This window comes from Pelomonas cellulosilytica, from assembly GCF_021353265.1.
Classification (GTDB): Bacteria; Pseudomonadota; Gammaproteobacteria; order Burkholderiales; family Burkholderiaceae_C; genus Pelomonas; species Pelomonas cellulosilytica.
The window spans coordinates 212,428-227,563 of record NZ_JAJTWU010000008.1; the positions used below are offsets into that span (position 1 = coordinate 212,428).

15 protein-coding genes and 1 pseudogene are annotated in these 15,136 nt (G+C 70.3%); 3 read left to right on the forward strand and 13 right to left on the reverse strand.

Translation table 11 applies throughout. From position 1 onward, the window contains the following. Positions 1-252: 252 nt before the first annotated feature. Positions 253-672, reverse strand: coding sequence for a PilZ domain-containing protein (locus LXT13_RS20075; RefSeq protein WP_233373830.1), 420 nt, complete (start codon positions 670-672; stop codon positions 253-255). Positions 673-823: 151 nt separating this feature from the next. On the opposite strand from LXT13_RS20075, the gene LXT13_RS20080 reads away from it, so the two are divergent. Beyond that, positions 824-3,208, forward strand: coding sequence for a putative bifunctional diguanylate cyclase/phosphodiesterase (locus tag LXT13_RS20080; RefSeq protein WP_233373831.1), 2,385 nt, complete (start codon positions 824-826; stop codon positions 3,206-3,208). Positions 3,209-3,217: 9 nt separating this feature from the next. On the opposite strand, the gene LXT13_RS20085 is transcribed toward LXT13_RS20080, so the two are convergent. The 9 genes and pseudogenes from LXT13_RS20085 to LXT13_RS20125 form a co-directional block, all read right to left on the reverse strand. Further along, a complete protein-coding gene (locus tag LXT13_RS20085; RefSeq protein WP_419964698.1) occupies positions 3,218-3,565 on the reverse strand; it encodes an FKBP-type peptidyl-prolyl cis-trans isomerase in 348 nt (115 codons plus the stop codon). Between the two features lie 30 nt (positions 3,566-3,595). Beyond that, positions 3,596-3,940 (reverse strand): annotated as a pseudogene (locus tag LXT13_RS20090) (FKBP-type peptidyl-prolyl cis-trans isomerase); the annotation flags it as partial. 58 nt (positions 3,941-3,998) lie between these two features. Continuing rightward, a complete protein-coding gene (locus tag LXT13_RS20095) occupies positions 3,999-4,331 on the reverse strand; it encodes a YciI family protein (protein ID WP_233373832.1) in 333 nt (110 codons plus the stop codon). A 46-nt stretch (positions 4,332-4,377) separates the two neighbouring features. After that, positions 4,378-5,139 (reverse strand): LytR/AlgR family response regulator transcription factor, encoded by a 762-nt coding sequence (locus LXT13_RS20100; RefSeq protein ID WP_233373833.1) that lies wholly within the window; start codon positions 5,137-5,139, stop codon positions 4,378-4,380. Then, on the reverse strand, positions 5,136-6,188 hold the full coding sequence (locus LXT13_RS20105; protein ID WP_233373834.1) for a sensor histidine kinase: 1,053 nt from the start codon (positions 6,186-6,188) through the stop codon (positions 5,136-5,138). The genes LXT13_RS20100 and LXT13_RS20105 overlap by 4 nt, the downstream gene beginning before the upstream one ends. A 7-nt stretch (positions 6,189-6,195) precedes the next feature. After that, positions 6,196-6,879 carry a hypothetical protein gene (locus LXT13_RS20110; RefSeq protein WP_233373835.1) on the reverse strand — a complete coding sequence of 228 codons (684 nt, stop codon included), beginning with the start codon at positions 6,877-6,879 and terminating at the stop codon, positions 6,196-6,198. A 23-nt stretch (positions 6,880-6,902) separates the two neighbouring features. Continuing rightward, positions 6,903-7,562: a hypothetical protein gene (locus LXT13_RS20115; protein WP_233373836.1), complete on the reverse strand. Its 660-nt coding sequence runs from the start codon at positions 7,560-7,562 to the stop codon at positions 6,903-6,905. 134 nt (positions 7,563-7,696) lie between these two features. Continuing rightward, positions 7,697-8,560, reverse strand: a complete 864-nt coding sequence (gluQRS, locus tag LXT13_RS20120) for a tRNA glutamyl-Q(34) synthetase GluQRS (RefSeq protein ID WP_233373837.1) — start codon at positions 8,558-8,560, stop codon at positions 7,697-7,699. A 29-nt stretch (positions 8,561-8,589) separates the two neighbouring features. Further along, entirely contained in the window at positions 8,590-9,552 is a 963-nt protein-coding gene (locus LXT13_RS20125; RefSeq protein WP_233373838.1) for a LysR family transcriptional regulator, read from the reverse strand. A 232-nt stretch (positions 9,553-9,784) separates the two neighbouring features. On the opposite strand from LXT13_RS20125, the gene LXT13_RS20130 reads away from it, so the two are divergent. Together LXT13_RS20130 and LXT13_RS20135 are read left to right on the forward strand one after the other, a co-directional pair. Beyond that, positions 9,785-10,510: a pirin family protein gene (locus LXT13_RS20130; protein WP_233373839.1), complete on the forward strand. Its 726-nt coding sequence runs from the start codon at positions 9,785-9,787 to the stop codon at positions 10,508-10,510. A 181-nt stretch (positions 10,511-10,691) separates the two neighbouring features. Beyond that, the gene (locus LXT13_RS20135) at positions 10,692-11,255 is read left to right on the forward strand and encodes a flavodoxin family protein (protein ID WP_233373840.1); all 564 of its coding nucleotides are present in this window, start codon (positions 10,692-10,694) and stop codon (positions 11,253-11,255) included. Here the strand turns inward: LXT13_RS20135 and LXT13_RS20140 are convergent. The 3 genes from LXT13_RS20140 to LXT13_RS20150 all read right to left on the reverse strand — a co-directional run bounded on the left by LXT13_RS20140 (position 11,252) and on the right by LXT13_RS20150 (position 15,085). After that, entirely contained in the window at positions 11,252-12,433 is a 1,182-nt protein-coding gene (locus LXT13_RS20140; RefSeq protein ID WP_233373841.1) for a DUF1501 domain-containing protein, read from the reverse strand. The two genes, LXT13_RS20135 and LXT13_RS20140, sit on opposite strands and share 4 nt — an antisense overlap. A gap of 5 nt (positions 12,434-12,438) precedes the next feature. Then, the gene (locus tag LXT13_RS20145) at positions 12,439-13,959 is read right to left on the reverse strand and encodes a DUF1800 domain-containing protein (protein ID WP_233373842.1); all 1,521 of its coding nucleotides are present in this window, start codon (positions 13,957-13,959) and stop codon (positions 12,439-12,441) included. Between the two features lie 130 nt (positions 13,960-14,089). Then, positions 14,090-15,085, reverse strand: coding sequence for a sulfate ABC transporter substrate-binding protein (locus tag LXT13_RS20150; protein ID WP_233373843.1), 996 nt, complete (start codon positions 15,083-15,085; stop codon positions 14,090-14,092). Positions 15,086-15,136: the final 51 nt, after the last annotated feature.

Consider the following 15,136-nt stretch of genomic DNA (forward strand, 5'->3'; position numbering starts at 1 on the left):
GCTTGATCGCCGATGGCTGTCCGTTGTTGTTATCAATTTTGCCGTATTTATCGAACGCGAAGTGCGTGCGGCGCTGCGCGTTTCTGCGCGGCGGCGGCACTATTTGGCGGCGCGGGAGCGTGCGGGGCGGTCATCGACCGCCACGGTGCCGGGAGGACGTTCTTTTGAATGGCCAGAAACGGCAACGCCCACCACCGCGGCCTGCGGTGGTGGGCGAGGTCAGGGACGGGCGCGCTCGGGCGCCCGCCCGCGTCAGTTCAGCGCGGGCACGCGCTCGACAAGGACGCACCGCACCCATTTGCGCGCGGTGATCTGCGCCGTCTGCGCGTGCAGGAACTCCTCGGCCTGGGAGTTCGGCTCGTCGAACTCGAAGCCGCCGATCTGGACGTTGGGGCTCAGCGGTCGGTTCCAGACGCGACGCACATCGGCGCTGAAGAGCGGCACGCCCTCGTCCTCTCCCAGCAGCAGGCGCAATTCATAGTGGCTGGCATCCAGAGCCGGCTCCGATGCGGCCAGGATTTGCAGGCCAGAGCCGCTGAGATTGACCACCACGCCGCCGCGCTCGTGCGCGAGGCCGGCCGGCTTGATGACCCAGACGGGCAACTGCTCATGCTCGTCGGGCACCAGGAAGAACTCGACGCGAGGGAAACGGCGCTGGTCGGACCCGGACATGGCGTTGCTCCTAAAGAGACGGCGGAAGAGAGGGAAGAACCCGGCGGATGATGCAAACGCCACGGAGAAGACCAGCCCGGCATGACGCCGTGGTGAAGGGTCTCGTTACGATCCGGGCGATACAGACACAAGTGTGAAAGATATCGCTTTCATGGCTCGAACTGAAGGCTTTTGGGATCGATTGCGCCAGACGTTTGAGTTGTACGTTGACGGCAAAGCCGAGTCGGCTCGCATCCGGGCGGAGCATCTCGCCCAATTGACGCGGCTCACGCCGCTGCTGATGGCGGCCAACCTGATCTCCGGCGGGTTGGTCCGGCTGGCCGTGGGCGACGCCGGCGGCGTGCTGCTGGCGGGCTGGCTCGTCGTGCTGGGCGCGGTGGCCGCCCTGGGGCTCCTGGGATGGTGGAAGCGGCGGCGCCACGTCGCGCCGCAGGTGTCGAGCCGGGGTTATCGCCGGGGCACCTGGCATGCCGCCGTGCTGGGCCTGTGCTGGGGCGGCGCGGCGGCGCTGTGGTTTGCGCCGGCCGGGCCGGCCGAGCGGGTGCTGATCGCGACGCTCGTCACGGGCATGCTGGGCGCCGGCGCCTTCGCGCTGGCCATGCTGCCCTGGGCAAGCATCGTCTACACCTGGCTCATCGTCGCCGGGGCGCTGGTGGCGCTGTGGCGGGCCGGGGACGTCATCTTCCTGGCGGTCGCCGTGCTGCTGCTGAGCTATGCCACCGTCGTCTCCTTCGCCGCGATGGCGTTGGCGCGTCAGTCCACCGCGCTGCTGCGGGCGCGTTTCACGCAGGCTCACCAGCAGCAGGTGGTGTCGCTGCTGCTGCGCGACTTCGAGGAGAACGCCAGCGATGCGCTGTGGGAAACCGATGCGGAGGGTCATCTCGTTCATCGTTCACCGCGCCTGGCCAGCCTGTTCGGCGTGCCGCAAGAGCGGCTCGGCGAGGTGCAGCTGCCGCAGTGGTTTGCGACGCGCGCGCTGGCATCCGGTCCCGTCGTCGCGGCTTGGGCGGTGAGCCGCCCCTTCCGCGACCTGAAACTGCAGCTGGGCCGTGGCGACCACGCACGCTGGTGGGCCATCAGCGCCAAGCCGATCACCGAACCGGACGGTGTGCACGTGGGCTGCTGGCGCGGCGTCATTGCCGACATCACGGAGGCACAGCGCTTCGAGAACCAGTTGCGCCTGCAGGCCGAACAGGACGCGCTGACCGGTCTGGCCAACCGCCGCGCGCTGATGAACGCCGCGCAGGCCGCGATGGCGCTGGGCCGCGCGGGCTGGCTGCTGTCCATCGACCTGGACCACTTCAAGGTGGTCAACGACAGTTCCGGGCACTCCGCCGGCGACGAGGTGCTGCGCGTGGTTGCCGGACGGCTGCTGGCGCTGGTGGAGGAGGGGGACCTCGTCGGCCGGCTGGGTGGCGACGAGTTCGCGATGCTGCGGTTGGGCGAGGCGCCTGTGCGCGCGCCGCAGGCCATGGCGGCGCTCATCATCGACAAGCTGAGCCAGCCCATCCATGTGGGCGCCAAGCGGCTGCACGTCGGCGCCAGCGTGGGCCTGGCCCGCCTGGACGCCAGCGTGGCCAACGTCGAAGACCTGATGGTCAATGCCGACCTGGCCCTCTACGACGCCAAGCGCTCCGGCCGCGGGCGCAGCGTCGTCTATGCCAGCTCGCTGGGTGCCGCCAGCCGGCGCATGCACACCATCGAGCAGGCGCTGCGCGAGGGGCTGGCGCATGGCCAGTTCGAGCTGCACTTCCAGCCCAAGGTTGATGCGCGCAGCCTGCGGGCGTTGGGCGTCGAGGCGCTGATGCGCTGGGAGCACCCGGTGCTGGGCTCGATCTCGCCGGGCGAGTTCATTCCGGCGGCCGAGCGTTGCGGCCTCATCCGCGAGCTCGGTGCGCTGGCGCTGGAGCATGCCTGCCTGGCCGCGCGCGAGCTGCCACGGCTCAGCGTGGCGGTCAACGTGTCACCGCTGCAGCTGATGGAACCGGGCTTCGTGAAGAGCGTGGAGCGCATGCTCGTGAGCACCGGCGTCGGGCCGTCGCTGCTGCACCTGGAAGTCACCGAGTCGCTGATGATGGAAGACGCCCAGGCCGCATTCAAGCGCCTGCATGCGCTGCGCGAGCTGGGCGTGCACGTGGCGCTGGACGACTTCGGCACCGGCTTCTCGTCGCTGGCCTATCTTCGCGCATTCCCGTTCCACACGTTGAAGATCGACCGCTCCTTCGTGCGCTCACTGACCGAGCACTCTGATGCCCGCGCCATCGTCAACACCATCGTGCAGATGGCCGGGGTGCTGGGCATGCGGACGGTGGCCGAGGGTGTGGAGACCGAGCGCGAGCTGGCCATCATCCGCAGCATCCGCTGCCACGAGGTGCAGGGCTACCTCGTGGCCCGGCCGATGTCGCTGCCCAAGCTGAAGGACTGGCTGGCGGGGCGTCCCATTACGGGCCCCATCGACGATGTCGACTCCCGCATCACGCCGTGGCGCCGGACGCAGATATCGCCGCCGACGACGATGTTCGGCGCCGAGATCTGACCGCGCCCTTCAGACCGCCAGCAGGTCCACCTCGAACAGCAGCGTCGCGTTCGGCGGGATCACGCCGCCCGCGCCATGCGCGCCATAGCCCAGCTCCGGCGGCAGCACGAGGAAGCGCGTGCCGCCCACCTTCATGCCCTGCACGCCCTCGTCCCAGCCCTGGATGACTTCGCCGCCGCCCAGGCGGAACTTGAACGGCTGGCCACGGTCCTTGCTGGAGTCGAACTTCTTGCCGCGCAGACCGTCCTTGTAGAGCCAGCCGGTGTAGTGCACCGACACGCGCTGGCCCGCCGCGGCCTCGGTGCCATCGCCGACAACGCGGTCCTCGTACTGCAGGCCGCTGGACGTCGTGTGCAGGTTCAGCTCGACGGGTTCCGGGCCGCCGGCCAGGCCCAGCAGCTCAACCTCGAAGCACAGCGTCGCGTTCGGGGGGATGACGCCGCCGGCGCCGCGTGCGCCATAGCCCAGTGGCGCGGGAATGATGAGCGTGCGCTTGCCGCCAATCTTCATGCCCTGCACGCCTTCGTCCCAGCCGCGGATGACCATGCCGGCGCCGAGCTCGAATTCGAACGGGTCGCCGCGGTCCTTGCTGGAGTCGAACTTGGCGGTCCGGGCGCCATCGACCCAGAGCCAGCCGGTGTAGTGCACGGTCACGTCATGGCCGGCGGCGGCCTGCTTGCCGTCGCCTTCGACGGTGTCTTCGTACTGCAGGCCGCTGGGCGTCGTGTTCATCGCAAATCCTTCGGGGTGGGAAAAGCCGCGGATTGTCACCTCGTGCGCGCCCGTGGCTTCATGGCGTCACCTGCAACGGCCACACCTCGACCACGCCGTTCGCGATGGCACACGGCGTGCCGGCCACCAGCTCGATGGCTTGCTCCAGCGAGTCGGCCTCGATGACGGCAAAGCCGGCGATCGGCAACTGGCTGCTGAGGTAGGCGCCATCGCTGCGCTGCGCGCCGGTGCCCTGCGGATTGCGCACCTGCACTGGCTGCCCGGCGATGCCCATCAGCACACCGCGCGCCTTCAGCCGGGCGTCGTGTGCATGCGCTGCGTCGCGCAGTGCCACGGGCGTGGCCTCGTAGCCGGCGTTGTTGCCGTAACCGATGGTGATGAAGCTGGCCATGCCGGTCTCCGCAGGGGATGGAGCGGTCGAGCGGCAAGTGGCGTGCCTACATCGGCTTGAACCGGGACTGGAAGCTCTGGCTGACGGGCAGCCGCGTGTCGCTGCCCTTGAGCAGCACCTCCATGCCCGTGAGGCGCCGGTCGACCCGCGCGACGTGGGCGAGGTTGACGACCACCGCGCGGTGGATCTGCCAGAACTGGCCGGGGTCGAGCTGGGCCAGCAGCTCGCGCAGCGACAGCCGCAGCAGGAACTCCCCTTCGGCGGTGACGGCACAGGTGTACTTGTTGTCGCTGCGGAAGTGCGTCACGTCGGCCACCATGACAAGGTGCAGGCGCTCGCCCTGCGAGGCCTGCAGCCAGCGCAGCGGCGTGGCGGCCACCGGCGCGGCGTCGAGCACGGGCGGTGTCCACTGCTGCAGCCAGTTTGCGAGCTGCGCCGGCGGCCATTGCAGTCGTTGCCGCAGCCGTTGCACGGTCTCGCCCAAGCGCGCGTCGTCCAGCGGCTTGAGCAGGTAGTCGATGGCGCCGTGCTCGAAAGCCTGCAGCGCGTGCGCGTCGTAAGCCGTCACGAAGACGATGTGCGCCAGGCCTTTCAGCCGGCGTGCCAGCGACAGACCGTCCAGCCCGGGCAGACGGATGTCGACGAAGAGGATGTCGGGCCGCAGGTCCAGCGCGAGTGCCAGGCCCTGGTCGCCATCCTCGGCCTCGGCGACGACCTGAAGCTGCGGCCACAGCGTAGCCAGGCCCTCGCGCAGGCGCTGGCGGGGCAGGGCTTCGTCTTCGATGAGCAGCGCGGTGGGTGTTTTCATGCGGGAAGCGTCCAGGGCAGCGCGATGCGGGCGAGCACGCCGCCCCCGTCGGCCTGCTGCACGCTGAGGTGGGCGGCGCCGCCGTACAGGCTGGCCAGGCGGTCGCGCACGTTGGCCAGCCCCAGCCCCTGCGATGGCGCGGTAGCGGCGGCGCTGGCGGTGCCGGCCGGGGCGGCGAACAGCCCGGCGCCAGTGTCGGCCACGTCCACCAGCAGCCGGTCGCCATCGCGGCGGGCGCTGACGTGGATGTCGCCGCCAGCGGCCAGCGGCTCGATGCCGTGGCGCACGGCGTTCTCCACCAGTGTCAGCAGCATGAGGGGCGGCAGGGCGTGGCCTCCGCAGCCGTCGGCGGCCTGTACGCCGAAGCGCAGCCGCGCGCCCAACCGCGTGGCCATGACGTTCAGGTAGGCGCGGGTCAGCGCGAATTCCCGGTCGACGGTGGACAGCGGCTCCCGCAGCGAGGGCAGGGCCAGGCGCAGGTAGTCGTGCAGCTCGCCGAGAAAGCGCTCGGCCGTGGCCGGCTGCAGGCGGATGAGCTGCTGCAGGCTGGCCAGCGAGTTGAACAGAAAGTGCGGCTCGACCTGCGCCTGCAGCGTCTTCAGCTCGGCGACGCTGACCTGGCGCGACAGCTCGGCGATGGCTGCCTGCTGTTCGGCTTGTTGCAGGCGCAGCTGCAACGCCTGCGACTCGCGCCAGCGCCACCAGCGCAGCGGCAGGTGCATCAGCAGCGCGAAACCCCAGGCCGGCAGCGCCAGGCGCATCACCTCCCAGCTCTGGCTCCACGGCACGGGCCGGGTGCCGGGCACCAGCAGCAGGCCTAGCAAAGCGCCACCCAGCGCGGCCACCGGCACCGCCAGCGGCCACCGGCGCCGGTGCAGCACGCAGGCCGCCGCGCTGTAGGCCAGCCACAGCTGGGCCGCAAGTGTCAGCGCACGCGCCTGCGGCCATTGGCTGTGCAGCGCCGCCCAGCCGAGCCAGAAGCACAGTGTCGGCACCAGTGCCGGTCGCGCCGCGGCGGCCAGATGACGAAGGCGGATCGTTGTGAGCATCGTGCGCTCAGTCGAGCTGGGCGTTGACGAGGGGCGCCGGCGGCAGCGCGGCCATCACCCGCTTCGTTTGTGCGACGTTCTCGCGCGCGGCTGCCCAGTCGATGCCGACGGGCGTCGTCGTGACGGGCACGTCGCGACCGACGACCTCGAAGCTCGGCCGGCGCATCGCCACCTCACCTTCGCCCACAAGCGCAAGCCCGACCGTCAGCAGCGGCGCCTCGCGCGGCACGTCGATGACGACGCTGACACGCTGCCAGTCAGTGGCGGGCGGCACGGCGGCCCCAATCGGCAGCCGGTGCTCGACGCCCGGCGCACCGCGTGCGGTGCGAACAAGCTGGTTCGGGCCGCCCGGCGTCATGTAGAGGCCGGCCCAGCGGCTGCCGGAAGCTGCGCGCACGTCGGCACTGAAGCGCACGCGCTGGCCGCCGTATCCGCTGGCCTGCTGCGAGACGCTGCCGACGCTGGCGGGCACCGGCAGCTGAGGCGGGTTCGTCGAGCGCAGGCGCAGCACGGGCGTGCCGGTGGCCTCGGCTGCGGGGTCGAGGCCTGCCTCGTAGCCGGGGCCACCGGTCGGCTGCATGTGGTGGACGATGGCTTCGAGGTGCCAGTCGTCCGGCAGGCGCGGTGCGGCGGCGCTGACGCTCAGCACCAGCGCGGCGAGGGGAATGGTGACCAGGGCGCGGTAGTCCATGGGGGCTCTCCTGAAGTCGGTTCTCAGCGCAGCGCGAGGTTGCTGGGTGGTGTCGGGCGGGTGGCCTGCGTGGACTGCTGCCGGGCGATGTCGGCGCGCAGCCTGGCCGTTTGCGTCGCGGCGAACGGCGTTGCCGTGGTGGGTACGTCGCGGCCGACGACATCGAGCTTGAAGTCCCGGGCCCAGATCTGCCCGTTGCCGATCACGGCGAGGCCCACCGTGGCGGCGCCGAAGTCGTCTTGCGGGATGTCCGCCACGACGCTGACCTCGCACCAGTCCGGGCAGGCCGGCGTGCCGACGCTGACGGGCTCGGCTTCCTGCGTGTCCACCGGCAGCACGTGCAGCGGCAGGAATCCGCTGCGCACCACCAGGCCGGCCCACGCATCAGTGCCGGCCGCTTTGACCTGGGCCTGGAAGCGCAGGCGCTTGCCGCCATAGCCGGTGACGCTCTGCGAGATGGCGCCCAGTTCGCCGTCGTGGCGTTGGCCGACGGACTGCACAGTCAGCATGCGCTGGCCGGCGGTGTCGGTGCTGGGTGCGACGCCGGTCAGGTAGGTGGTGCCGGCCGGCCAGCTGAAGCTGGCGCCGGCCTGCCAGCCGGCGGGCAGGCGGAGCGACTCGGCGCTGCTGGCGCTGAGTGCCACGGCGGCCAGCGGGATGGTTAGGAGGCTGCGGTAGTCCATGGGAGGCTCGCGAAGTGACGGGACGGCGCCAGTGTCTGCAGCGCGTCTGCGCCGTCCCAGTGCGGCGCGACGAGCGCCCGTGCCGGCGCGACAGGGACGAGCCTGCGGCGACGAAGGGGCCGCCGGCGTGCGCATCAACCGCCGGCAGCCCAGGCTGTCACGGCAGCGGCCAGCGTGTCGGCCGGCGTGGCGGCGTCCGGCAGCGGTGGCAGGCCCAGCCGGGCTGCCGCCTCTCGCAGTCGCGCTGCGGGGTCGGTGAGATCGATGGCCGCTGCGCCGTTCTGCTTGGACAACTTGTGACCGTCGGCCGCCAGCACGAGCGGCGTGTGCAGGTAGCGCGGCGTCGGCAGGCTCAGTGCCCGCTGCAGCGCGATCTGCCGCGGCGTGTTGTCGGCCAGGTCCTCGCCGCGGACAACATCAGTTATGCCTTGCTCGGCATCGTCCACGACGACGGCAAGCTGGTACGCCCACAGGCCGTCGGCGCGCTTCAGCACGAAGTCGCCGACCTCCGCGGCCAAGTCCTGCGACTGCACGCCCAGCCGGCGGTCTTGCCAGTCCACACGACCCTGCACGCGCAGCCGCCAGGCGCGCGCCGGCCGGCCGTGCGTGCCTGCCCTGCAGGTGCCGGGGTAGACCAGCTCGCCATGCCTGGGGCGCGGGCCGACCATCCGCTCGTAGGCCGCAGCGATCTCGGCGCGCGTGCAGGCGCAGCCGTAGGCGTCACCCGCGGCGACGAGCCGGTCCAGCGCGGCCTGGTAGTGCGTGTCGCGGCGGGACTGCCAGACGGGCGGCTCATCGGGCACGAGGCCCAGCGCGGCGAGCTGGCCCAGGATGACCTCGTCCGTGCCTGGCGGGCAGCGGGGGCCGTCCACGTCTTCGATGCGCACGAGCCACCGCCCGCGTTGGGCGCGGGCGTCGAGCCAGCTGGCCAGCGCGGCCACCAGCGAGCCGGCGTGGAGCGGACCGGTGGGCGAGGGGGCGAAACGGCCTCGGTACATGGGCGCTGCTGGCTCAGGACTTGCGGCCACTACAGCAGCAGGCCTTCGTGCTGTTCCAGCAGCGCCTTGCGCGTCGTGTCGTGGCGCAGCCGGTCCAGCCACCAGGCCAGCGCGAGGCCCGGCGCATGGCCGGTGTCGCGCCAGGCGTAGTGCATGACACCCGAGCGCCGTCCTTCATAGGTGGTCTTGCTCACGAGCCGCCCGGCGTCGACGTGGCGGCGCACCATGCTGATCGGCAACGAGCCGCAGCCCAGACCGCGCAGAAGTGCCTCGAGCTTGGTGGCCATGGACGGCACCGTCAGCACGTCCTGCCCGGGCAGCAGGCCCACGGTGATGGGCGTCAGCACGCGGGCGCTGTCGGCGACGGCGATGATGCGGTGGGCGGCGATCTGCGCGGCCGTCAGCGGCTCCGGCAGCTTGGCCAGCGGATGGTGGGGCGCCACGCAGAAGACGAATTCCAGCTCGCCGGCTGGCTCGCAGTGGATGCTGCTGCTGGCCGACTGGGCGGGCACGCCGATGGCCACGTCGGCCTGGCCGTGGAGCAGCGCTTCCCAGGTGCCGGCCAGCACTTCCACGCGCAGCTTTAGCCGCGTCGGCGGCGCACCACCCCCCTCGACCTTCTCGGCGTAGAAGGCCTCGACGAGGTCGAAGACGGCGCGGCGCGCGACGGCGTCGTCCATCACCAGCGTCAGCTCGCTCTCCCAGCCGGTGGCGATGCGACGCACGCGGTTGGCCACGGCGTCCAGCTCCTGCAGCAGCCGGCGGCCTTCCAGCAGCAGCTCCTGGCCGGCGCTGGTCAGCATGGCCTGGCGGGAGCTGCGGTCGAACAGCAGCACGTCCAGCGCGTCCTCCAGCTGGCGCACAGAGTAGGTCAGTGCGGAGGGCACGCGGCCCATCTCGCGCGCCGCAGCGGCGAAGCTGCCGGTGCGGGCGATGGTGTCCATCATGGTCAGCGCTTCGGGTGTCAGCGCGCGACGGCGGTCTTGGGTCATGCTGGATGCGGTGGTTGGGCGCAATCGGTTGTGCAGCGTTGCTGCGCGAAGCGAACGGGTCGCCGGGGATCGGATTCTTGGATGGACATCATCTGCTGCAAGCGCTGGGAAGCGGTCGACAGCCGCATCCAGCATCTGTTCAGTCTATTTGAATGATGTCCTCAACACCTGTCGACCCCGCCGGCGATGCGCGCTCCTACATTGACTCCATCGATCACCAAAGGAGCACCACATGACCATGCAACTCATCAAGTCCAGTGACCGCGGCTATGCCGACCACGGCTGGCTGAAGTCCTTCCACAGCTTCTCGTTCGCCGACTACTACGACCCGGCCCGCATGGGCTTCGGTGCGCTGCGCGTCATCAACGAGGACAAGGTGGCCCCGGGCCGTGGCTTCGGCACGCACGGCCACCGCGACATGGAGATCATCAGCTACGTGCTGGACGGCGAACTGGCCCACAAGGACAGTATGGGCAACGGCGAGCCTGGCGCGGCCAACGCGGGCGTCATCCGCCCGGGGGACGTGCAGCGCATGAGCGCCGGCACCGGCGTGATGCACAGCGAGTTCAACCATGCCAAGGACCGCACGACGCACTTCCTGCAGATCTGGATCCAGCCGGATGCCCGCGGCATCACACCGAGCTATGAGCAGAAGCACTTCGACACCGGGTCCAAGCGCGGCAAGCTGCGTCTCGTGGCGGCCAACGACGGCGCCGACGGCGCGGTGACGATCCACGCGAACGCACGCCTGTATGCCGGCCTGTTCGACGGCGCCGAGGCCGCCGAGCTGGACCTGGCCCCCGGCCGCATCGGCTACGTGCATCTGGTGCGCGGCACGCTGACCGTCAACGGACAAGTCCTGACGGGGGGCGATGCCTTGCAAGTCCGCGACACTGCGCAGCTGGCGTTGACGGCGGGTCGCGACGCCGAAGTGCTGGTTTTCGATCTGGCCGCCTGAGATGGTGCCCCTCGCCCACGCTCGCCCCGTTGAACGCGGGCGGGTCTGGACTGTCCCCCGAGGGGACGGCGATGCTTGCGGCGTTCAGCCGCAAGCACATCGCCTGGGCGGGCCGGCTTGGAAGCGGCCTGGCGCCCGGTCCGCAGGTTTCTGATTCACCCCACTCCGAAAGGAACTGTCCATGAGCAAGATCGTCGTTCTGTACCACTCCGGCTACGGCCACACGAAGAAGGTCGCCGAGGCGGTGGCTGGTGCCGCGGGCGCCGAGCTGATCGCCATCGACGCCGAGGGCAACATCGGCGAGGCCGACTGGGCGACGCTGGCCGCGGCCGACGGCATCGTGTTCGGCACGCCCACCTACATGGGCGGCCCGAGCTGGCAGTTCAAGAAGGTGGCCGACGCGAGCAGCAAGCCGTGGTACAGCCAGGTGTGGCGCGACAAGATCGCCGCCGGCTTCACCAACTCGGCCACGCTCAACGGCGACAAGCAGGGCACGATGCAGTACCTGCATACGCTGAGCCAGCAGCACGGCATGGTGTGGGTGGGCATGGGCCTGAAGGCGCCCAACCACAAGGCGGCCACGCGTGACGACGTCAACAACCTGGGCGGCTATGCGGGCCTCATCACGCAGACGCCCAGCGACGCGTCTGCCGAGGAGATGGTGCCGGGCGACATCGCGACGGCCAAGGTGTTCGGCGAGCGCGTGAAGGCGGTCGTCGACCGCTGGGTGAAGGGCGCCGCTTAAACCAGCCCGATATCGCGCGCGCTGGCCCCGGGGAAAACCGTGGCCAGTTGCGCGTCGCTCAGGCCGTACATGCGCCTGAACAGGCCTCCGAGCAGCGCGCGGTACTCGTTGAGCACCGGCCAGTCGCGGTTCTGGAACAGTGTCGTGGCCTTGACCTCCACCTGCTCGCCGGCGATGCGCCCGCCCTTCAAGCCGCCGCCCAGCACCCAGTAGGCGCTTCCGTGACCGTGGTCGGTGCCGCGGTTGCCGTTCTCGCGGAACGTGCGGCCGAACTCGCTGACGACGACGACGACGGTGTTGCGCCACTGCGGGCCCATCTCGTCGGCGAACAGCGCCAGCCCCTTGCCCAGTTCGCCCAGCTTGCCGGCGAGCTGGCCGGTCGCGCCGCCTTCGCCGACGTGCGTGTCCCAGCCGCCCACGTCGATGAAGCCCAGCGTCACGCGCTCGCGCATCAGCCGCGCGACGCGCCGCGCCTCCAGCGCGAAGCCCTTGGCCGCGATGGCGCCACGGCTGGCGGCTTCCATCTCGCCGGCCATTTCCTTGGATACCTCGTCGCGTACCTCGAAGCCGCCGCTGACCGTGCCGGCCAGCCGCGTGTGGGCGTACATTCCGGCAATCGTCTGCGCCTGCGTGGCGTTGATGGCGGGCTTGCCGAGGTCGCGCAGCGCCTGGTTGGCCACGGGCAGGCTGCCGCGCAGGATCAGCGGCACCTGGTCGGTGAAGGCCATGGCCTCCAGCCGCGAGCCGGCCACGCCGCCGGCGCCCAGCACACCGGCGAGCCGGTTCATGAAGCCGCTGCGGAAGTCGCGACTGCCCTCGTCGGGCTGGCCCAGCTCGATGTGGTCCTGCGTTTCGAAATGGCTGCGCGTCGTGTCGTTGGTGCCGGCGAACGGCACGAAGGCGGCCTGGTTCTTCAACCAAAGAGGGTGGATGCTGTCGGCCACGGCCGGCGCCAGCCCCCAGCCAGCGTCCAGCGGCAGCGCGGCGGCCTTGGCGATGGCGATGTTGGGCCGGGCCTCGTAGTAGAAGCTGGACGACACGGGCACCAGCAGGTTGGCTGCGTCGTAGGCGCCGCGCAGGAAGACGACCAACAGACGCGGGGTGTCTGGCGCTGCCGCCCAGAGTTGCACCGGCAGCGCAGCGCCGAGACCGAGTTGGAGCAGATGGCGTCTTTGCATGTCGATCACCTGTGCATGAAGTCCGGGGAGGCGAGCAGGTAGGTGTTCCATTCCTGCGGCGAGGTGGCCTGCGCCAGCGCCTGCTGCGTGGCGGTGGCCAGCCGGGGCGCGATGCCTTCGTAGTACAGCGGGTTGGCAATCTGCGGGAAGGCCGGGCGGTCCTTGGCCTCGCCCTCGACCTTGAACAGCCCTGCGCTGCCGCTGCCGATGGCGCGGGCGATCTCGAAGCGTGTCGTCATCTGGCCCGGGCCGGCCCAGGCGCTTTCGTCGAGCGCATACCCGTCGGGCGTCTGCCGGTTGTAGGGCGCCTGGCCCAGCCGGTAGAGCCAGCCGATCATCGGGCCTGTGTTCAGCACCACCTTGTCGGCGTAGGCCAGCCGCACTGCGGAGACGACGTAGTGCGTCGGGTCCTTGAACTTGCGGCCGAGGGACGCCTCGAACTCCGGCGACGCGACCATCGCGCGCAGCACGTCGCCGATGCGGCCGTCGCTCTGCAACCAGCGTTCGGCCATGCGCTCCACCAGCGCGGGCGGCGGTTCGTCGGCGACAAAGTACTGCGCCAGCTTGCGGGACACGTAATGCGCCGTGCTGGGGTGGCGGGCGAGCAGGTCCAGCACCTGGTCCAGCTCGGCCTCGCCCTGGCCCTTCACGGTGATGCCCAGCAGCGTCTTCTCGCCGAAGTCGTGCCGCGCCGGGTTGAACTCGGTCAGGCCATCGCGGTGGTACAGCGCCTCCTGCGCGGGCTTAAGCTTGGGTTTCGTGTCGGTCAGGTTCACGCCCAGGCCGGTCAGCACACGGGCCAGCTCCTGCACGTCGTGCTGGCTGTAGCCGCCACCCACGCCCAGCGTGTGCAGCTCAAGCAACTCGCGGGCGTAGTTTTCGTTGATGCGGTTGGCGGCGTTCTGCTCGTTGTCGAGGTAGCGCAGCATGGCCGGGTGGCGGGCGGTGTAGCCGAGCAGGTCACGGAAGCGGCCCAGCGCGCGCTGGCGCAGCCCCTGCTCGTAGTCGCCCACCATCACGCGCAGATTGCTCTTGTACTGGTGCACGTTGAAGTGGTTGAACCAGAACCACGTCATCTGCTCCTGCAGCTGGTTCGGCGAGTACAGCGCCTGCAGCAGCTGGCGGGCCGAGGCCTCGCGGGCCAGCTTCGTCAAGGCCTGCTGGTAAGCCTTCTGCGCCTCGGCCTTGGCGGTGTCGTCGGTCAGCGCATCGGCCGCCTTGCGCTGGGCCTCCATCTGCTGCACGAGGACCGGCAGCGGCTGCTGGGTGATGACCAGCGCCTGGATCTGTGCCTGCGCCGCCCCGGGCAGCGCGGCCGGCGCGCCGGGCTGGAGCTGGGCGTCCAGCCAGGTGGCGCGACCCGAGCGGCGCACCGCGGCGAGGTCGGCGCTGCTGGCGCCCCAGCTGAGGCGGTCCAGCCACAGCGCATCCTGGGCCGCGCTGCCGCCCGGGGCTGCCGGCGGCGGGCCGCTGGCGCAGCCGGCGAGACTCAGGATCAGGGCGGTGGCGAGGAGGTTGATTCGCATGGCGGCCTCATGATGAGGCCGCACAACGTCAGCTGTCGAGGCGGCGTTGACCCGTGCAACAAGACTTCACAACCGGCCGCGCCGCGGCCCGTCTTTGCGTCTTCCGGCGGCCGAAGCCGCCGGGCGCGGGTCACTTCGCGCCGGGCGTGTAGATCTGGTCGAACACGCCGCCGTCGTCGAAGTGCGTCTTCTGTGTCTGGCGCCAGGTGCCGAACACCTCGTCGATCGTGAACAGCTTGACCGGCGCGAACTGCTTGCCGTACTTGGCGGCGACCTTTGGGTCACGCGGGCGGTAGTAGTTCTTCGCGGCGATCTCCTGGCCTTCCGGCGAGTAGAGGTACTCCAGGTAGGCCTGGGCCTGCTTGCGCGTGCCGCGCTTGTCGACGACCTTGTCGACCACGGCCACCGGCGGCTCTGCCAGCACGGAGATGCTGGGCGTGACGATCTCGAACTTGTCCGGGCCGAGCTCCTTGACCGCCAGATAGGCCTCGTTCTCCCAGGCGATCAGCACGTCGCCGATACCGCGCTCGACGAAGGTCGTCGTGGAGCCGCGGGCGCCGGAGTCCAGCACCTTGGTGTTGGCGTAGATGCGCTTGACGAAGTCCTTGGCCGAGGCCGCCGTGCCGCCGGGCTGCTTGATGGCATATCCCCAGGCGGCCAGGTAGTTCCAGCGCGCGCCGCCGCTGGTCTTGGGGTTGGGCGTGATGACCTCCACGCCCGAGCGTGCCAGGTCCGGCCAGTTGGCGATGTGCTTGGGGTTGCCCTTGCGCACGAGGAAAACGATGGTGGACGTGTACGGCGTGGCGTTGTTGGGCAGCTTCTTCTGCCAGTCCAGCCCCAGCAGGCCCTTGTCGGCGATGGCGTCGACGTCGTAGCCCAGGCCCAGCGTCACCACGTCGGCCTCCAGGCCGTCGATGACCGAGCGGGCCTGCTTGCCGGAGCCGCCGTGAGAGGCCTTGATGTCTAGCACTTCGCCGGTCTTGGCCTTCCACTGGGCGGCGAAGGCCTTGTTGAAGTCCTGGTAGAGCTCGCGCGTCGGGTCGTACGAGACGTTCAGCAGCGACGTGGCGGCCATTGAGCCGGTGGCGGCGATGGCGAGGGAGAGGGCGGTGAGAAGTCGGCGCATGGGTTCTAGTGGGTGGTGGAGCGGTTCACTCTAGGGATGGGCGGGGATGCG

Coding starts and splice junctions, on each gene's coding strand:
- LXT13_RS20075 (WP_233373830.1), bottom strand. CDS start 672: ATGTCCGGGTCCGACCAGCGCCGTTTCCCTCGCGTCGAGTTCTTCCTG.
- LXT13_RS20080 (WP_233373831.1), top strand. CDS start 824: ATGGCTCGAACTGAAGGCTTTTGGGATCGATTGCGCCAGACGTTTGAG.
- LXT13_RS20095 (WP_233373832.1), bottom strand. CDS start 4,331: ATGGCCAGCTTCATCACCATCGGTTACGGCAACAACGCCGGCTACGAG.
- LXT13_RS20100 (WP_233373833.1), bottom strand. CDS start 5,139: ATGAAAACACCCACCGCGCTGCTCATCGAAGACGAAGCCCTGCCCCGC.
- LXT13_RS20105 (WP_233373834.1), bottom strand. CDS start 6,188: ATGCTCACAACGATCCGCCTTCGTCATCTGGCCGCCGCGGCGCGACCG.
- LXT13_RS20110 (WP_233373835.1), bottom strand. CDS start 6,879: ATGGACTACCGCGCCCTGGTCACCATTCCCCTCGCCGCGCTGGTGCTG.
- LXT13_RS20115 (WP_233373836.1), bottom strand. CDS start 7,562: ATGGACTACCGCAGCCTCCTAACCATCCCGCTGGCCGCCGTGGCACTC.
- gluQRS (WP_233373837.1), bottom strand. CDS start 8,560: ATGTACCGAGGCCGTTTCGCCCCCTCGCCCACCGGTCCGCTCCACGCC.
- LXT13_RS20125 (WP_233373838.1), bottom strand. CDS start 9,552: ATGACCCAAGACCGCCGTCGCGCGCTGACACCCGAAGCGCTGACCATG.
- LXT13_RS20130 (WP_233373839.1), top strand. CDS start 9,785: ATGACCATGCAACTCATCAAGTCCAGTGACCGCGGCTATGCCGACCAC.
- LXT13_RS20135 (WP_233373840.1), top strand. CDS start 10,692: ATGAGCAAGATCGTCGTTCTGTACCACTCCGGCTACGGCCACACGAAG.
- LXT13_RS20140 (WP_233373841.1), bottom strand. CDS start 12,433: ATGCAAAGACGCCATCTGCTCCAACTCGGTCTCGGCGCTGCGCTGCCG.
- LXT13_RS20145 (WP_233373842.1), bottom strand. CDS start 13,959: ATGCGAATCAACCTCCTCGCCACCGCCCTGATCCTGAGTCTCGCCGGC.
- LXT13_RS20150 (WP_233373843.1), bottom strand. CDS start 15,085: ATGCGCCGACTTCTCACCGCCCTCTCCCTCGCCATCGCCGCCACCGGC.